We start from the raw sequence: 17,218 nt of genomic DNA on the forward strand, positions 1-17,218 counted from the left end.
ATTAACCTCTGAGCTGATCCACCAGACTGCGGTAGTCCGCAGCCAGTGTGGCCTGTAGTACTTCTTTTGGATATCCGTCGGTGATGACCGCTTCGCCCATCCGGCGCAGCAGGACCAGACGCAGACGGCCATCGATCACTTTCTTATCGATCGCCATGTGTTCGTAGAAATGCTCGGGCGTCATTTCTTCAGGCGGGACCACGGGCAAGCCGGCACGCTGAAACAGACGAATCCCGCGATCACGTTCCTGCTGGCTGATCCAGCCCAGGCGTGCCGACATGTCCAGCGCCATAACCGTACCAGCGGCGACCGCTTCGCCATGCAACCAGACGCCATAGCCCATGTGGGTTTCAATGGCGTGGCCGAATGTATGGCCCAGATTGAGGGTGGCCCGCACGCCGGACTCACGCTCATCGGCGCCGACCACCGCCGCTTTGGCAGCACAGGAACGCTCGATGGCGGCGGTCAACGTGGCTTGATCCAGGGCGCGCAGCTTGTCCATGTTGTCTTCAAGCCAGGTCAGGAAAGGCTCGTCGCAGATAAGACCGTACTTGATGACTTCCGCCAACCCGGCAGACAGCTCGCGGGGCGGCAGCGTATTGAGCGACTGGGTGTCGATCAGTACGGCCTGGGGCTGATAAAACGCGCCGACCATGTTTTTGCCCAGCGGGTGATTGATACCGGTCTTGCCACCCACCGACGAATCGACCTGAGAGAGCAAGGTGGTAGGGATCTGGATGAAATCGACGCCCCGCTGATAACAGGCAGCGGCAAAACCGGCCATGTCACCGATGACGCCGCCGCCCAGCGCGATGACCGTCGTTCTACGGTCGTGGCGGGCAGTCAGCAGCGCATCGAAAATAAGCTGCAGGGTTTCCCAGTTCTTGAAGGCTTCGCCATCGGGCAGCACGATGGGCAGCACGTTGTAACCCTCAAGCGTCTTGGTCAACCGCTCCAGATAAAGGGGGGCAACCGTCGCATTGGAGACTATCGCCACCTGGCGTCCGGCGATGTACGGCTTCAAGAGTTCTGGCCGGTCCAACAAGCCTTCGCCGATATGAATCGGGTAGCTGCGCTCGCCAAGCTCGACGTTAAGTGTCTGCATGTGTTCCCACGCTGTTCAACGATTTGGACGTCTGTGCGCACGTTTTCATGTGTCGGCACAGGCAATGGCGCAAGGCCATTTGACGACCCTGCTTTTTATGGTCGCCGAGGATAACGCATTTCCGTCTGCGCTTTAACGGGGAGGAAGCTCGGCCAACAGGGCGAGGATGTCAAGAACCACCATCCGGGGCGGCCGCTCATCGGTTTCGATGATGACATCCGCGATTTCGCGGTAAAGCGGATCACGGATTGTCAGCAGGTCGCGCAGCACGCGAGCCGGGTCAGCCGTGCGCAACAGGGGGCGATTGCGATCGCGTGCGGTCCGTCCAACTTGTTGCTCGACCGAGGCATGCAGATAGACCACACGTCCACCGGCACGCAACGCACGGCGGTTTTCTTCCCGCATCACCGCGCCGCCACCCGTGGCCAGTACCACGCCATCGCACGCGCACAGCTCGGCAATCATCGATTGCTCGCGGTCACGAAAGCCGGCTTCGCCTTCCTTATCGAAAATCCACGGGATATTGGCGCCCGTGCGCAATTCGATTTCCTTGTCGGAATCCTTGAACGGCAGGCGCAGCTCTTTGGCCAGCAAACGGCCGATGGTGCTTTTGCCAGCCCCCATCGGCCCTACAAGTATTAAATTTCGCACAGAATCAACGACTCACAGCAATCGCCTGGTTGTTCATGATACGCGGGGTAAGGAACACCAACAGCTCGGATTTTTGCTCCGAAACCACATCGCGCCGGAAAAGTCGGCCAAGATACGGCACATCGCCAAGAAATGGCACTTTGTCGACGACTTTACTTTGCGTATTGGAGAACACACCACCGATTACGATGGTTTCGCCGTCGGCCACCAGCACCTTGGCGTTGACTTCGTTCTTTCTGATCGGTGGCACACCCAAGACGGTGTTGACATAGTCCGGCTCATCCTTGGTGACCTTCACCTCCATGATGATGCGGTTGTCCGGGGTGATCTGCGGCGTCACTTCCAGCGACAGCGAAGCCTCCTTGAACGATACCGAGGTCGCACCGCTGGAGCTGGCTTCCTGATACGGCACTTCCGTACCCTTGAGAATCTTGGCGGTCTCTTTGTCCGAGGTCACAACCTTGGGCTGGGAAACGATTTCGCCGTTGCCGGATTTCTCCATGGCGCTCAATTCAAGGTCCAGCACTGTGTTGTTGGTGATGAAACCCAGACCAATCGATGACGTAGGACTGGCCACACCCAGATCAACATAAGGCGCGTTGGTCACTGCACCCGGCGTACCGGTCACGGTGCCGCCACCACCGGCGGTGAAATTGCCGCGATTGGCGGACCCGCCCCAGCTCACGCCCAGTGCCTTGTCGTAATCAACGTTGGCTTCGACGATGCGCGCCTCGATCATCACCTGACGCACCGGGATGTCCAGTTGCGAGACAATCCGGCGCAGCTCATCCAGGCGGTCCTGGGTCTGGTAGGCAATGATGTTGTTGGTGCGATCATCGACGGTGATCGAGCCGCGCTCATCGGCCTTGGCTTCTGCGCTGGTCACCGACTGGAACAGCTTGGCGATGTCCGCCGCCTTGGCGTAGTTGACCTGCAACAGCTCACGGCGCAGCGGCGCCAGTTCAGCGATCTGCTTGAGCGACTCGAGTTCCTGGCGCTCGCGGGCGGCGATTTCATCCGCAGGCGCCACCAGCAGAACGTTGCCGATCTTGCGCTTGTCCAGGCCTTTGGTCTTGAGTACCAGGTCCAGCGCCTGATCCCACGGCACGTTTTGCAGGCGCAGGGTGATCCCGCCTTGAACCGTGTCACTGGCCACCAGATTCAGGTTGGTGAAGTCCGCAATCACCTGGAGCACCGAACGCACGTCGATGTCCTGGAAATTCAATGAGAGTTTTTCGCCGGTGTACACCGGCTTCTCGGCGTTGCGGCGGTCAAGGTCTTCGTTGGTGAGCGGCCGCACGCTGATGGTCAGCTTGTTATCGGTCTGGAACGCCGAGTAATCGAAGGTGCCCGAAGGCTCGATCAGGATACTGGCCTTGTCCCCGCTGACACTGGCGTTGACGAACTGCACCGGCGTGGCGAAATCCTTGACGTCCAGCCGCACGCGCAATTTCTCGGGCAACTGGGTTCTGGCGAAATCGACACGGATCTTGCCGCCACTCTCCTGAATGTCCGGCGCGATGCCGGCCTCACTCAGTTCGATGACGACGTTGCCTTCACCCAGTTCGCCGCGCTGGAAATCGACGTTCCTGACCGCTTTGGCGGTGGGTGCGTAGTTCTTGATGGACGAGGCATAGGGCTTGGCCGCGCTTTTCGCCGAGGCCGGCGGAACACTGACCCGGGGCGCACCCAATGCTGTCGTTGGCTGTGAACCCTGAGCCGCGGCGGCGCCCTGGCCAATGACGACGAACAGGTTATTGCCTTCGACCCGGGAGCTGTAGGGCGCCAGCACGGTCAGGTTGATGATCACCCGCGTGCGATCCTGAGCCTCGACGACCACAACGCTGTGCGCGTTGCCGGTGCCCAGATCACGACTCTTGACGGCCAACTGGCTGGTGACGCCGGGCAGGTCCAGCGCAATGCGCGCCGGCTGTTCGGTGGTGTACGCACGGGGCGCGGCCACCGGACCGTCGAAGGACAGTTTCAATTCAACCCGATCCCCCGGCAGCGCAGCGACATCCAGGGTTTTGAGGTTGGCCGCCTGGAGAACCGGCGAGACCATCGCCATCCATAGCGATATGCCGATAATCGAAAGAATCCTGTTCATGATCAAATTCCACCACTGTGCTGACCCGAAGGCGTTTCGCTTGCTTGCCATTGTCATGAGCGTTCCTTGAGGGCAATGCTGCGCGGCCGCTCAAGCCAGGCGCCCTCTCCATCCGGAACGATTTCAATCACTTCTACTGCCGAGTCGCTGATGCCCACGATCCGGCCGTCGTTGCGGCCCACGTAGTCGCCGACTTTTACCCGGTGTACCCCGCCCGCGCCGCGCAACAACGCGAAGGTGCCGGAGGGGTTGCTGATGGTGCCGACCATTTCGAAGGTTTCGATGTTGAAGCCTTCGAGGAACTGCTTGGCCCGGGTCACGTCGGGCTGGACCAGCAAGGAGCCTTTTTGACGCCGGGTCAGGTCGACCTTGATCGGCGGCTGAAACGGGCTGCGCAGGTTTGAGGCCGAGTAGGTAAAGGCCTCGTACGCACGAAATTTGGGCAGCGGCTCGATCGTACCCACCGGCCGGGCGCGCACATCATTCATGAACTGAGTCAAATCGCCGTACTCATTCTCGTTGTTGCAACCCGTCAGCACCATGAACGCCACGCCGACGCACAACCATCGCGCCGCACTCATTTCTGCAGTCCTTTATCGTTGTAACGGTAGGTTTTAGCCAGAATGCTCATGCGCAGCTGATTAGGTGACTTGGGATCGGCCGGCTTGATTTCGAAATCATGCAGCGTGACGATCCGCGGCAGGCTGGCGACGCCGCTGACAAACGTGGCGAGGTCGTGATACGTGCCCACCACCGTGATTTGTATCGGCAGCTCAATGTAAAACTGCTGCGCCGCTTCCGGCAGCAATTTGATCTCTTCGAACTCCAGCCCGCTGCCCAGCCCGGTGCGGGTAATGTCTTCCAGCAGGCCCGGCACTTCGGTGTCGCTGGGCAACTGCCGCAACAACGCGCCGAAGGTGTTTTCCATTTCGGTCATCTGGGTCTTGTAGGCCGGCAGGTTGGCCGCCTGGAAGGCCTTGGTGGAGAACTGCTCCTTGAGAGCGACTTCCTCGGCACGCGCCTGATCCAGTTGCGCCTGCATGTCCTGAATATAGAAGAAGTAACCGCCGGCCAGCACCAACACCATCAGCAGGACGCCAGCGATGGTTTTGACCGCTGCAGGCCAAGAGCCCAGGTTGTTGACGTCCAGGTCACCGATGTCGATCTTGCGCAGGCTTTCCATCCACTCGGAAGCACTCATGGCTTGGCTCCCTCAACGGCGGGCTGCGTCTGACGGACTGTCAGCTGAAAGGTGTTGGCCTGATCCACGGCGCCTGCGGTGGTGGCTTTGACTTCCGTCAGGGACGGCGCTTCGAGCCAATCGGAGGCGTCGAGGTTACGCAGCAGGTCCGAGACCCGGTTATTCGATTCCGCGGAGCCTGCAATGCTGATGAGTTTGTCCGTCATCTTCACATCACTGAAATACACGCCATCGGGCAACGTGCGCGCAAACTGATCGAAAATGCGCCCAATGATCGGCCGGTTGCCTTGCAGGTCCTGGATGATCTTCATCCGCTCCAGCAATTGCTTGCGCCGCGCCTTGAGCTCGCTGATTTCCTTGATCCGCGTATCGAGCTGGACGATTTCGGTGGTGATGAACTGATTGCGCGCGTTCTGGTGCGCGATTGCACGGCTGATGTACTGATCCGTCAGCAGTACAGCGCCGCCGCCCACAATCAATACACCGACCAATGCCGTCAGAAAGCGCTTCTTGCGTTCTTCGCGAAGCTGTTCGCGCCAGGGTAAAAGGTTGATCCGTGCCATTAATCGAAGCTCCTCAACGCCAGGCCGCACGCAATCATCAACGCGGGGGCATCGCTGGCCAGGGCGCCTGCGTTGACCTTGGCGCTGAGCGCCATGTCGGCAAACGGGTTGGCCACCATGGTCGGGGTGCCGATGCGTTGCTGGATCAGGTGGTCGAGCCCTGAGATGGAAGCGGTTCCGCCCGCCAGCATGATGTAGTCCACGCTGTTGTACTGGCCGGCGGCAAAGAAGAATTGCAGCGAACGCGAGACCTGCTGAACCACGGCCTCCTTGAACGGCTGCATGACTTCAGTCGTGTAGTCATCCGGCAGACCGCCCTGCTTTTTGGCCAGGCCCGCCTCGTTCACGGACAAGCCATAACGCCGCTGGATTTCCTCGGTCAGCTGACGACCGCCAAAAAGCTGTTCGCGGGTATAGATGATGCGACCGTTGTGCAGGACGCTGAGGGTGGTCATGGTGGCGCCGATGTCGATCACGGCCACGGTCAGCTGTTCGTGGTCATGGCCCAGTTGCGCAGACAGTAGGCCGAAAGAACGCTCCAGCGCATAGGCTTCGACATCCACCACCTTGGCGGTCAGACCTGCGAGGGCCAACGCGGCTTCGCGGACCTCGACGTTTTCCTTGCGGCACGCCGCCAGCAGCACTTCCACTCGCTCGGGGTTGCGCGCCGAGTAGCCTTGCACCTCAAAATCGATGGCGACTTCTTCAAGCGGATAGGGGATGTATTGGTCGGCTTCGATCTTGAGCTGGTTTTCCAGTTCGTCGTCGGAAAGCCCGGCGTCCATCTCGATGGTTTTGGTGATAACGGCAGAACCGGCAACTGCAACCGCCGTGTTTTTGACATTTGTCTTGGCTTTTGCCAGCAATCGCGTCAAAGCACTGCCGACCCCTTCCAGGTCAGCGATGTTCTTTTCCACCACGGCGTTGGCCGGGAGAGGTTCAACCGCGTAAGACTCAACTTTATAACGAGTGCCTGACCGACTCAGCTCAAGGAGTTTTACCGAGGTGGAGCTAATATCGATCCCTAGAAGGGTGTTGGCCTTCTTACTGAAGAGTTCGAACACAACCGTTTCCCTATGCGATTCCGCCACTTACGGGCGTTTTTTTGTCCGGTGCCACTGCCAGCAGTCTTGACAGTAGCGCAAATAACGCTCGACGACGAAAAATGCTTATAATGCCCAGCGTTTTTTTCGTGTACCGAAGCTTCAAGGCGTGTTCATTTGTAAATGCCTGCGCTTAACCCATTCTTTTTTCTGGAAATCCAAAAGCCTTGATACGCCTGCTGAAGTTTTTCTGGTGGTCATTCGTCGCTATCGTCTGCGGGCTTCTGCTCGGCCTGAGCGGCGCTTTCCTTTACCTTGCGCCCAACCTGCCCTCCGTGGACGCGCTCAGGAACATTCAACTGCAAATTCCGCTGCGGGTGTTCAGCAGCGATGGCAAGTTGATTGCCGAGTTCGGCGAAATGCGCCGCTCTCCCATCCGTTTCGCCGATATTCCGCCCAATTTCATTCATGCCCTGCTGTCTGCGGAGGATGACAACTTCGCCAATCACTACGGCGTCGACCCCAGCAGCCTGATGCGCGCCGCCAGCCAGCTAGTCAAGAGCGGCCATATTCAGTCCGGCGGCTCCACCATCACCATGCAGGTCGCCAAGAACTACTTTTTGACGAGCGAGCGCAGTTTCTCGCGTAAAACCACCGAGATTCTTCTTGCCTTGCAAATCGAGCGCCAACTTACCAAGGACGAGATCCTTGAGTTGTACGTCAACAAGATCTACCTGGGTAACCGCGCCTACGGCATCGAAGCGGCGGCGCAGGTTTATTACGGCAAATCCATCCGCGACCTGAGCGTCGCGCAGATGGCCATGATTGCCGGCCTGCCCAAGGCACCCTCACGCTTCAACCCGTTGGCTAACCCGACCCGGGCCAAAGAGCGCCGCGACTGGATTCTGGGCAGGATGTACAAGCTCGGGAAAATCGACGAAAGCACCTATCAGGTGGCGTTGGCCGAGCCGATCAACGCCAGCTACCACGTCCAGAGTCCGGAAGTTAACGCGCCGTACATTGCTGAAATGGCTCGCGCTGAAATGGTCGGCCGATATGGCAGCGAGGCCTATACAGAGGGCTTCCGCGTCACCACGACCGTGCCGAGCAATCTTCAGGAAAACGCCAACACCGCGGTGCAGAACGGCCTGATCGATTATGACCAGCGCCATGGCTATCGCGGGCCTGAAAGCCGCTTCCCTGGCCTGACCCGCGACGGCTGGGTGCAGGAGCTGACCAAGCAACGGACCATCAGCAGCCTGGAGCCGGCGATTGTCAGCCAGGTCGACAAGACAGGCATCCGCGTGCTGACGCACAACGGCGAGAGCGAAGAGACGGTTGCCTGGGACACCATGAAGTGGGCGCGCAGCTACCTGAACACCAACAGCCTGGGTGCCAACCCGAAACAGCCGAGCGACGTCGCACACGTCGGCGATCTGATCCGCGTACAACGCCAGGCCGACAGCTCGCTGCGGTTCAGCCAGATGCCCGTTGCGCAGAGCGCGCTGGTGTCCCTCGACCCGCAAAACGGCGCCATTCGCGCGCTGGTCGGCGGTTTCGCCTTCGAGCAGAGCAACTACAACCGCGCCATGCAGGCCAAGCGTCAACCGGGCTCAAGCTTCAAGCCGTTCCTATACTCTGCGGCGCTGGACAACGGCTACACCGCCGCCAGCCTGGTAAACGATGCGCCCATCGTGTTTGTCGACCAGTCCGTGGACAAGGAATGGAGACCGAAGAATGACACCGGCACATTCCTCGGCCCGATCCGCTTGCGTGAGGCGCTGTACAAGTCGCGCAACCTGGTTTCCATTCGCTTGCTGCAGGGCCTGGGCATCGACACGGCGATCAACTACATCACCCGTTTCGGCTTCAACAAACAGGACCTGCCGCGCAACTTGTCGCTGGCCCTGGGCACCGCGACGCTGACGCCAATGGAAGTTGTCGGCGGCTGGAGTGCGTTCGCCAACGGTGGCTACAAAGTCACGCCGTACCTGATCCAGAAAATTGACGACCGCGAAGGCAAGACCCTGTTTGTGGCCAACCCACCTTCGGTGCCAGCCAATGATCCCGATCCGAAAGCGGTCAGTGCGGCGGCCACCAGTGATACCGCCACGTTCGCGGCGCCACAGACGCCACCGCTGACGGCCAACACCGTGCCCAATGCCGTGACCGACTCCGGTGAGCCCCCTGCGCCCGCCGTCGCCGAACGTATTGTCGATGGCCGCACGACGTACATCCTCAACAGCATGCTGCAGGACGTGATCAAGCGCGGCACCGGCCGCCGGGCGCTGGCGATGAATCGTCCGGACATTGCCGGCAAGACCGGTACCACCAACGAATCCAAGGATGCGTGGTTCACCGGCTACAACGCCGATTACGTGACCACGGTCTGGACAGGTTTCGACCAACCGGAGAGCCTGGGCCGTCATGAATTTGGCGGTACCGTCGCCCTGCCGATCTGGATGAGCTACATGAGCGCCGCGCTGAAAGACAAACCGCCCCATGTCCAGGCCGAGCCGGACGGCATCCTGAGCCTGCGCGTCGACCCGATCAGTGGCCGTGCGGCAACGCCAAGCACGCCGAACGCGTTCTTCGAGCTGTTCAAAAGCGAAGACACGCCACCCAGCATGAACGAGATGGGCGGCGCACCTGCGCCGGGCAGTCCGCTGCCAGCCGACGAAGGCGCGCCGATAGACCTGTTCTGACCTGCGCTCTGTAGGAGCGCGCTTGCCCGCGATTGCGGTCTGTCAGTCGCCATCTTTAAAGGATGTGCTGACGCCATCGCGGGCAAGCGCGCTCCTACATTCGCCACATCATCACCCAATAAAAAACCCCGGCTATTGGCCGGGGTTTTTTATGGGCGACTGCTTTTAGCCGTTAAACACATCATCCACGCTGGTCAGCGGGTAGTGTTTCGGATACGGCAGGGTCGCGACACCGGTCTCGATGGCTGCCTTGGCAACGGCATCAGAGATCAGGCCCAGCAGGCGGCTGTCCATGGGTTTCGGGATGATGTACTCACGACCGAATTCCAGCTTGATACCACCGTAGGCGTCGCACACTTCCTGTGGCACGGGCAGCTTGGCCAGTTCGCGCAGGGCGTTGGCGGCGGCGATCTTCATCTCTTCGTTGATGCGCTTGGCGCGAACGTCCAGCGCGCCACGGAAGATGAACGGAAAGCCCAACACGTTGTTGACCTGGTTCGGATAGTCCGAACGGCCGGTCGCCATGATCACGTCGTCACGGGTGGCGTGCGCCAGTTCCGGGGCAATTTCCGGATCGGGGTTCGAGCAGGCGAACACGATCGGGTTGGCGCCCATGGATTTCAGGCCCTCAGCGCTCAACAAGTTCGGACCGGACAGGCCAACGAACACGTCAGCGCCTTCCAGTGCGTCAGCCAGGGTACGCTTCTCGGTCGAATGCGCGAACTGGGCCTTGTACTGGTTCAGGTCGGTGCGGCCTGCGTGGACCACACCGCTGCGATCGATCATGAAGATGTTTTCGATCTTCGCGCCCATGCTCACCAGCAACTTCATGCAGGAGATGGCCGCAGCGCCAGCGCCCAGGCAGACGATCTTCGCCGACTCCAGGGTTTTGCCGGCGATTTCCAGTGCGTTGATCATGCCGGCGGCAGTCACGATGGCCGTGCCGTGCTGGTCATCGTGGAACACCGGGATGTCGCACTGTTCGATCAGGGCCTTTTCGATCTCAAAGCACTCAGGCGCCTTGATGTCTTCCAGGTTGATGCCGCCGAAGGTAATGGAGATGCGCTTGACGGTGTCGATGAAGGCTTGCGGGCTTTCGGAATCGACTTCGATGTCGAACACGTCGATGCCGGCGAAGCGCTTGAACAGCACGCCCTTGCCTTCCATCACAGGCTTGGACGCCAGCGGGCCGAGGTTACCCAGGCCGAGAATCGCGGTGCCGTCGGAGATGACCGCAACCAGGTTCCCCTTGCCGGTGTATTTGTACGCCAGCTCAGGGTCGCGGGCGATTTCGCGGACCGGCTCGGCAACACCCGGGCTGTAAGCCAATGACAGATCCCGCGCGGTGGCGGTGGCTTTGGTGAGTTCGACGCTCAGTTTCCCCGGACGAGGATGGGCGTGGTATTCGAGAGCGGCAGTTTTCAAATCTGACATGAGGGCGTTCCGCTTTAGCTGTTGGACAGACGGACCGAGGAGCATACGCAAGTCACAAAGTCCTAACAAGACCGATGAGTCACAGGTGTCAAGGGCCTGACTCTACGACTTTTAGCGTAGAGCCACGTAGTACACGGGATAGAGTGTCTACAATACAACTATAAAATGTCTACAATCTAACGTGAATTCGTATTCAACATGACAGGATGGGTGATAGGCATCATCCACCGTGGTTGACCGGGCGTAAGGCCCCCTCGCCGCGAACGATCCACAATCCAGCCCCGCGCTTCAATCTGCTGCCCCTTCAGGCGCAGAAGCATAGCGGTGTCGAATGCATCTTCAAGCGGGGGAGCAATCCGCAGCACGAGCGAACCCTGGAATTCGATCCAGACCCCACCCTTGTTGCGCTGCACGTTACTCACCCGACCCGAAACCAGCGCAAAGCCGCCGCTATCGATCTGATCGGGCGTCTGGACCGCCGGATTGCGCCACAGCCCGAGCCCGGCCTGCCGCGCGGTCTTTTCCGCCGCTTGCTGGCAATCCACCAGCGCGACATTCGGCGACACGGCGACCAGATAACCCAGGCCTTCGGCCAGCAATTGAGCCTCAAGATTGGCGCCGTCGCGGCCATACAGGTTGGCGAGCGTTCGACCGTAGTGATCCGTGGCTTGCTGGCCGACCTGCACCCCGACCTGTCCATCGCTCTGGTCCACCAGGGTTTGCAGACGACGCTTTGCGGCGTCGGCGAATGGCTGAGCCGTCTGACCCTTCTTCCCGGTTTCCGGGGCATTGATGCCGACCATGCGAACGCTGCGCCCGTCAGCGAGACGTACCGTGTCGCCATCCACCACGCGCTGCACGTGCGCGACCGGCAGCGACGCTGGGGCTGGACACAGGGCATGAGCCGCCTGAAGCCAAATCGCGGACATAAAAAAGGCGCCCGCGAGGGACGCCTTTTTAAGCAGCCTGGAGAAACCCATTGGAAACTCCAGAACGACCAACCTTACTCTGCAGCAGGAGCTTTGGTTGCGCCGAAAGCACCGAAACGCGACTTGAACTTGTCGACACGACCGCCAACGTCCAGAGTCTTTTGCTTGCCGGTGTAGAACGGGTGGCACTCATTGCACACGTCCAGGCTCAGAGGCTTGGCCAGTGTGGAACGGGTTTTGATGACATTGCCGCAGCTGCAGGTTGCGTCAATGGCTTCGTAAACTGGATGGATATCAGCTTTCATGGATACTTCCTCAGGCTATCGTGCCGCCACCCAACACTATTGTTGAATACCGCACGGAATTAGGCCGCGCATAGTACCAGACATTGCAAAGCACGCAAGCCAACGTTTACACCGACCGTCTGCTAAGATCGCGCCCTTCGTCATACTCCGTAACAGGATATCCCCCGCGTGCCCGACGCCATCTTGCGCCTCGCCCTGCCCTCGCCCCTGCGCCGCCTGTTCGACTACCGGGCACCGGACGGGGTATCGAGCGGCGACCTGCAACCGGGCATGCGTGTGCGAGTGCCGTTCGGGCGACGGGAGATGATCGGGATTCTGGTGGAAGTCACTGATCACAGCGAAGTGCCTGCGGACAAGCTGCGACCCGCCATCGTCGTGCTGGACAGTGAAGCCCCGCTGCCACCGGCGCTGTTCAAGCTGTGCCTGTGGACCGCCCAGTACTATCAGCACAGCCTGGGCGACACCTTGAGCTGGGCGCTGCCGGTGCTGCTACGTCAGGGCGAGCCGGCCGAGTCTCGGCAGGAGCGGTTCTGGCAGGTCGCGCCGAACGCCAGCCTCGACGACCCGCGGATCGCGCGCGCGCCGAAGCAAAAAGAAGCGCTGACGACACTGGCCCAGCACCCGCACGGAGTCGCCCATCAGTTACTCAGCAAGCTGATGCTCAATCGCGAAAGCCTGAATCTGCTGCTGGCCAAGGAGTTGGTGCAGGTCGAGGTGCGCTGCCACAAGCCGGCCGAGCGTCACGAGCGCTGGCTGGCGCAACCGGAGCTGCCACTCAACCCCGAGCAGCGTGCGGCGTACGAGGCCATCCGCGCCGGCTTCGGCAGCTTTCATGCGTCGCTGCTGGCAGGCGTCACAGGCAGCGGCAAGACCGAGGTCTATCTTCAGCTGATCCGCGAAACCCTTGAGGCGGGCAAGCAGGCGCTGGTGCTGATCCCGGAAATCAACCTCGGCCCGCAGACCCTCGCGCGCTTTGAGCAGCGCTTCAACGCGCGCATCGCCCTCGTGCATTCCAACGTGAATGACCGCGACCGGCTGGATGCCTGGCTGGCGGCGCGGGACGGCGAGGCCGATATCATCATCGGTACGCGTTCGGCACTGTTCACGCCGATGAAGAGCCCCGGCCTGATCATCATTGATGAAGAACACGACGGTTCCTATAAACAGCAGGAAGGGTTGCGTTATCACGCCCGGGACCTGGCATTGGTGCGTGCGCGACAGGAAGACATTCCCATCGTGCTGGGCTCGGCCACCCCGTCGCTGGAGAGCCTGCACAACGCCTACACCGGCCGGTACGCGCTCCTGCGCCTGAATCAGCGCGCCGGCGGCGCCCAGCAGCCGCGCTTCCTGCGTCTGGATGTGAAGAGCCGTCCGCTGGACAGCGGCATTTCCGGCCCCATGCAGCAGGCCATCGGACAGACCCTGGCCGCCGGTCAGCAGGTCCTGGTGTTTCTCAACCGCCGTGGCTTTGCGCCGACGCTGCTGTGCCACGACTGCGGCTGGTTGTCGGAATGCACCCGCTGCGATGCGCGCATGACCGTGCATCAACGCTCCGGCGAACTGCGCTGCCACCATTGCGGCCATGTCGAGCGGGTGCCGCGAAATTGCCCGTCGTGCGGCAAGGTTGATCTGCGGCCCGTCGGTGCGGGCACCGAGCGTGCCGAAGAGCGGTTGGCGATTCTGTTCCCGGACTACCCGGTGCTGCGGGTCGATCGCGACAGTACCTCGCGCAAGGACGCGATGAATCAGTTGTTCGCCACCATCCAGAAGGGCAATCCGTGCATTCTGGTCGGCACGCAGATGCTCGCCAAAGGGCACCACTTTCCCCGGGTGACGCTGGTGTCGATCCTCGACGCAGACGGCGGGTTGTTCTCCGGTGATTTCCGCGCCAGCGAGCGCATGGCGCAGTTGATTGTCCAGGTTGCCGGCCGCGCCGGTCGCGCCGAAGAGCCGGGGCGAGTGATTATCCAGACGCACCTGGCCGAGCACCCGCTATTGATTCAGCTCACCGAACAAGGTTATTTCGCCTTCGCCGAACAGGCCCTGAGCGAACGCCGGGCGGCCGGATTGCCGCCGTTTTCGCACCTGGCGCTGTTGCGGGCCGAAGCGCACAAGCCCGGCCAGGCCGAGGGGTTTCTGGACGAAGCCTGCGCGCAAGCCGAACAGCTGTTGCTGGACATGGCGCTGGGCGGGATCGAGCTGCTGGGCCCGGTGCCTGCACCCATGGAGCGCCGCGCCGGACGGTATCGCGCGCAACTGCTGGTGCAGGCCAACGCCCGCGCGCCGCTGCACAAACTGCTGGCGACCTGGCTGCTCGCGCTGGAGAACATGCCCAGCGGTCGGCAGGTCAGGTGGTCGCTGGATGTGGATCCGGTGGATTTGTATTAAATGCAAAATCTGTAGGAGCGCGCTTGCCCGCGAACGCGTCGGCACATGCGCTATTTCCGGTGGCTGACACGACATGATCGCGGGCAAGCGCGCTCCTACAATTGACATCGTATGGCCAACCGCACATCCAACGCGGTTGGCAAGGTGGCTCCGGCAACGGATAATGCCCCGTTTTTCCACCCGCGCATCAAGCGCTGCCGCGCTTGCGGTCGAAGAGAGCATCATGAAAGACACCATTCGCCAGCTGATTCAACACGCCTTGAGCCAACTCGTCATTGATGGCGTCTTGCCGGAAGGGCTGACGCCAGCGATTCAGGTGGAGAACGCTCGGGACAAGAAAAACGGCGACTTCGCCAGCAACATCGCCATGATGCTGGCCAAACCCGCAGGCATGAAGCCGCGTGATCTGGCCGAAAAACTCATCGCCGCGCTGCCCGCTGACGAGCAGATCAGCAAGGTCGAAATCGCCGGTCCCGGCTTCCTCAATTTTTTCCAGAACACCCAGGCCCTGGCCGCCCGCCTGGACACCGCACTGGCCGACGCCACCCTGTCAGTGCGCAAGGTCAGCCCCGCTCAGCGCGTGGTGGTCGATCTGTCCGCCCCCAACCTCGCCAAGGAAATGCACGTCGGCCACCTGCGCTCGACGATCATCGGCGACGGTGTGGCCAACGTGCTGGAGTTTCTCGGCGACACCGTGATTCGGCAGAACCACGTGGGCGACTGGGGCACGCAGTTCGGCATGCTCCTGGCGTACTTGCAGGAAACCCCGGCCACCAGCGACGAACTGGCGGACCTTGAAGACTTCTACCGCGCCGCCAAAGGCCGCTTCGACGAATCCCCGGAGTTCGCCGAGCGCGCGCGCGGTCTGGTGGTCAAGCTGCAAGCCGGTGACGCCGAATGCCTGAGCCTGTGGACCCGGTTCAAGGACATTTCCCTGTCGCACTGTCAGCAAGTCTACGAGCGGCTCAACGTCAAGCTCACGCCCAAGGATGTGATGGGCGAAAGCGCCTACAACGACGATTTGGCCAACGTCGTCGCCGACCTGAAAAAAGCCGGCTTGCTGGTCGAGAGCAACGGCGCCCAGTGCGTATTCCTCGAAGAATTCAGAACCGCCGATGACACGCCGTTGCCGGTGATCGTGCAAAAGGCTGGCGGCGGTTATCTGTACGCGACCACTGATCTGGCGGCCGTCCGTTACCGCAGCAACGTCTTGAAGGCCGACCGCGCCTTGTACTTCGTCGATCAGCGTCAGGCCCTGCACTTCCAGCAGGTGTTCGAAGTGGCGCGCCGCGCAGGCTTTGTCACCAACGGCATGCAGATGGAGCACATGGGCTTCGGCACCATGAATGGCGCCGATGGCCGTCCGTTCAAGACCCGCGACGGCGGCACCGTGAAGCTGGTCGACCTGCTCGACGAAGCCGAAGAACGCGCCTACACGCTGGTGAAAGAGAAAAACCCGGAAGTCGCCGAAGACGAACTGCGCAGCATCGCCAAGGTGGTTGGCATCAGTGCCGTGAAATACGCTGACCTGTCCAAGCACCGCGCCAGCGACTACAGCTTCAACTTCGATCAGATGCTCAGCTTCGAAGGCAACACAGCGCCGTATCTGCTGTATGCCTATACCCGCGTGAGTGGGGTGTTCCGCAAGCTCGGCGCTGCGTTCGACGAAAGCAAAGGTCAGATCATGCTCGATGCGCCGCAGGAGCAGGAACTGGCCGCGCGGCTTGCACAGTTCGGCGAGACCCTCAACAACGTCGCCGAGAAAGGCACGCCTCACGTGCTGTGCGCCTACCTCTACGACCTGGCCGGTCTGTTCTCGAGTTTCTATGAGAACTGCCCGATCCTCGGCGCCGAAAACCCCGAGCAACAACAAAGTCGTTTGCGTCTCGCTGCCCTGACCGGCCGCACCCTCAAGAAAGGCCTGGAACTCTTGGGTCTCGACACTCTGGAGCGTATGTAAGTTGGCAGTTAAAAAGAAACCGGCTCCCAAGCGCGGCGCCAGCCGTTATCAGGCACCCGCGAAGCAGCCGATCCCGGGATGGGTATGGATGGCAATCGGCCTGACGGTCGGTGCTTTCGTCGTTTTCCTCATGAAGCTGGAACCCGGGGGCGATGACATCAAGCGCGTGCGCGCTGATGCCAAAGCCGCCAAGATCGCCGAAGCCAACAAAACGCCGCCAAGCCCGACGGCGCCGGTCAAGCCCAAATATGACTTCTACACGCTCCTGCCGGAATCGGAAGTGATCGTGCCCAATGAAGCGGTGCCGGAGAAGACGCCGTCGCCGGTGGTCGCCCCCACCACGCCGGTGACGCCGGAGGTGGCGGCCAAGATCGACACCGCCCGTGCCCAGGCCGCGCTCAGTGGCTTGACGCCGCCTCCTGCGCCACCAGTGGCGAAACCTGCGGCGGTGATCACGTTCTTCCTGCAAGCCGGCTCGTTCCGCAAGCAGGCCGACGCCGAAAAAGTGCGCGCGCAGATTATTCTCCTCGGCCAGACGGCAACCGTTGAATCCGGCACGGTGAAGGACGAAACCTGGTACCGCGTGCTGGTCGGCCCCTTCAGCAACCGCGAACAACTGACCATTGCGCAGAAACAACTGGCGGGTGGTGGTTTCAGCAATTTGCTCCTTCAGCAGCGACAGAGTCGGTAAGCGCAATGCGGCGTGCGCGTCACGCCGCATTACTGCCTTTGATTCTGCCCGGAGGGCGTGGGAGTCCAGCTTGCTGACGATCGACCGGGAACCGGTCGTAATAGCTGCCACCGCGATTAACCTGAAGTTCTACGGT

At 61.0% G+C, this 17,218-nt stretch carries 14 protein-coding genes; 4 read left to right on the top strand and 10 right to left on the bottom strand.

The window, feature by feature from the left end; translation table 11 throughout:
• Position 1: 1 nt before the first annotated feature.
• The 7 genes from aroB to ABQX22_RS06160 all read right to left on the bottom strand — a co-directional run bounded on the left by aroB (position 2) and on the right by ABQX22_RS06160 (position 6,691).
• Complete coding sequence (gene aroB, locus ABQX22_RS06130; RefSeq protein ID WP_349797558.1) at positions 2–1,105, bottom strand: 3-dehydroquinate synthase; 1,104 nt, start codon at positions 1,103–1,105, stop codon at positions 2–4.
• A gap of 132 nt (positions 1,106–1,237) precedes the next feature.
• On the bottom strand, positions 1,238–1,756 hold the full coding sequence (gene aroK / locus ABQX22_RS06135) for a shikimate kinase AroK (RefSeq protein ID WP_441005246.1): 519 nt from the start codon (positions 1,754–1,756) through the stop codon (positions 1,238–1,240).
• Between the two features lie 4 nt (positions 1,757–1,760).
• Positions 1,761–3,863: a type IV pilus secretin PilQ gene (gene pilQ, locus ABQX22_RS06140; protein WP_349797560.1), complete on the bottom strand. Its 2,103-nt coding sequence runs from the start codon at positions 3,861–3,863 to the stop codon at positions 1,761–1,763.
• A 53-nt stretch (positions 3,864–3,916) separates the two neighbouring features.
• On the bottom strand, positions 3,917–4,405 hold the full coding sequence (gene pilP / locus ABQX22_RS06145) for a type 4a pilus biogenesis lipoprotein PilP (RefSeq protein WP_349798140.1): 489 nt from the start codon (positions 4,403–4,405) through the stop codon (positions 3,917–3,919).
• Between the two features lie 35 nt (positions 4,406–4,440).
• On the bottom strand, positions 4,441–5,064 hold the full coding sequence (gene pilO / locus ABQX22_RS06150; protein WP_349797562.1) for a type 4a pilus biogenesis protein PilO: 624 nt from the start codon (positions 5,062–5,064) through the stop codon (positions 4,441–4,443).
• Positions 5,061–5,627 (bottom strand): PilN domain-containing protein, encoded by a 567-nt coding sequence (locus ABQX22_RS06155; RefSeq protein WP_349797564.1) that lies wholly within the window; start codon positions 5,625–5,627, stop codon positions 5,061–5,063. The genes pilO and ABQX22_RS06155 overlap by 4 nt, the downstream gene beginning before the upstream one ends.
• Complete coding sequence (locus ABQX22_RS06160; protein ID WP_349797566.1) at positions 5,627–6,691, bottom strand: pilus assembly protein PilM; 1,065 nt, start codon at positions 6,689–6,691, stop codon at positions 5,627–5,629. Before ABQX22_RS06160 ends, ABQX22_RS06155 begins: the two co-directional genes overlap by 1 nt.
• Before the next feature lie 206 nt (positions 6,692–6,897).
• On the opposite strand from ABQX22_RS06160, the gene ABQX22_RS06165 reads away from it, so the two are divergent.
• Entirely contained in the window at positions 6,898–9,375 is a 2,478-nt protein-coding gene (locus ABQX22_RS06165) for a penicillin-binding protein 1A (protein WP_349797568.1), read from the top strand.
• Between the two features lie 165 nt (positions 9,376–9,540).
• Here the strand turns inward: ABQX22_RS06165 and ABQX22_RS06170 are convergent, their stop codons facing one another.
• The 3 genes from ABQX22_RS06170 to rpmE all read right to left on the bottom strand — a co-directional run bounded on the left by ABQX22_RS06170 (position 9,541) and on the right by rpmE (position 12,043).
• A complete protein-coding gene (locus tag ABQX22_RS06170) occupies positions 9,541–10,809 on the bottom strand; it encodes a malic enzyme-like NAD(P)-binding protein (RefSeq protein WP_349797570.1) in 1,269 nt (422 codons plus the stop codon).
• Positions 10,810–10,985: 176 nt separating this feature from the next.
• Positions 10,986–11,789 carry a thermonuclease family protein gene (locus ABQX22_RS06175; protein ID WP_349797572.1) on the bottom strand — a complete coding sequence of 268 codons (804 nt, stop codon included), beginning with the start codon at positions 11,787–11,789 and terminating at the stop codon, positions 10,986–10,988.
• Between the two features lie 23 nt (positions 11,790–11,812).
• Positions 11,813–12,043, bottom strand: a complete 231-nt coding sequence (gene rpmE / locus ABQX22_RS06180; RefSeq protein ID WP_255881157.1) for a 50S ribosomal protein L31 — start codon at positions 12,041–12,043, stop codon at positions 11,813–11,815.
• A 168-nt stretch (positions 12,044–12,211) separates the two neighbouring features.
• Between rpmE and ABQX22_RS06185 the strand changes: the two genes are divergently transcribed.
• From ABQX22_RS06185 to ABQX22_RS06195, 3 genes are all read left to right on the top strand, one after another.
• Positions 12,212–14,431, top strand: a complete 2,220-nt coding sequence (locus ABQX22_RS06185; RefSeq protein WP_349797574.1) for a primosomal protein N' — start codon at positions 12,212–12,214, stop codon at positions 14,429–14,431.
• A gap of 223 nt (positions 14,432–14,654) precedes the next feature.
• Positions 14,655–16,391 carry an arginine--tRNA ligase gene (gene argS, locus ABQX22_RS06190; RefSeq protein WP_349797576.1) on the top strand — a complete coding sequence of 579 codons (1,737 nt, stop codon included), beginning with the start codon at positions 14,655–14,657 and terminating at the stop codon, positions 16,389–16,391.
• An 88-nt stretch (positions 16,392–16,479) separates the two neighbouring features.
• Positions 16,480–17,082, top strand: a complete 603-nt coding sequence (locus tag ABQX22_RS06195) for an SPOR domain-containing protein (protein ID WP_349797578.1) — start codon at positions 16,480–16,482, stop codon at positions 17,080–17,082.
• Positions 17,083–17,218: the final 136 nt, after the last annotated feature.

Source organism: Xanthomonas sp. WHRI 1810A (assembly GCF_040202885.1).
GTDB lineage: Bacteria > Pseudomonadota > Gammaproteobacteria > Pseudomonadales > Pseudomonadaceae > Aquipseudomonas.

Excerpts from the sequence above, each read along its gene's own strand:
- ABQX22_RS06170 (WP_349797570.1), bottom strand. The coding sequence starts at position 10,809 with ATGTCAGATTTGAAAACTGCCGCTCTCGAATACCACGCCCATCCTCGT.
- aroB (WP_349797558.1), bottom strand. The coding sequence starts at position 1,105 with ATGCAGACACTTAACGTCGAGCTTGGCGAGCGCAGCTACCCGATTCAT.
- ABQX22_RS06175 (WP_349797572.1), bottom strand. The coding sequence starts at position 11,789 with ATGGGTTTCTCCAGGCTGCTTAAAAAGGCGTCCCTCGCGGGCGCCTTT.
- ABQX22_RS06195 (WP_349797578.1), top strand. The coding sequence starts at position 16,480 with ATGGCAATCGGCCTGACGGTCGGTGCTTTCGTCGTTTTCCTCATGAAG.
- ABQX22_RS06155 (WP_349797564.1), bottom strand. The coding sequence starts at position 5,627 with ATGGCACGGATCAACCTTTTACCCTGGCGCGAACAGCTTCGCGAAGAA.
- pilP (WP_349798140.1), bottom strand. The coding sequence starts at position 4,405 with ATGGTGCTGACGGGTTGCAACAACGAGAATGAGTACGGCGATTTGACT.
- rpmE (WP_255881157.1), bottom strand. The coding sequence starts at position 12,043 with ATGAAAGCTGATATCCATCCAGTTTACGAAGCCATTGACGCAACCTGC.
- pilO (WP_349797562.1), bottom strand. The coding sequence starts at position 5,064 with ATGAGTGCTTCCGAGTGGATGGAAAGCCTGCGCAAGATCGACATCGGT.
- argS (WP_349797576.1), top strand. The coding sequence starts at position 14,655 with ATGAAAGACACCATTCGCCAGCTGATTCAACACGCCTTGAGCCAACTC.
- pilQ (WP_349797560.1), bottom strand. The coding sequence starts at position 3,863 with ATGAACAGGATTCTTTCGATTATCGGCATATCGCTATGGATGGCGATG.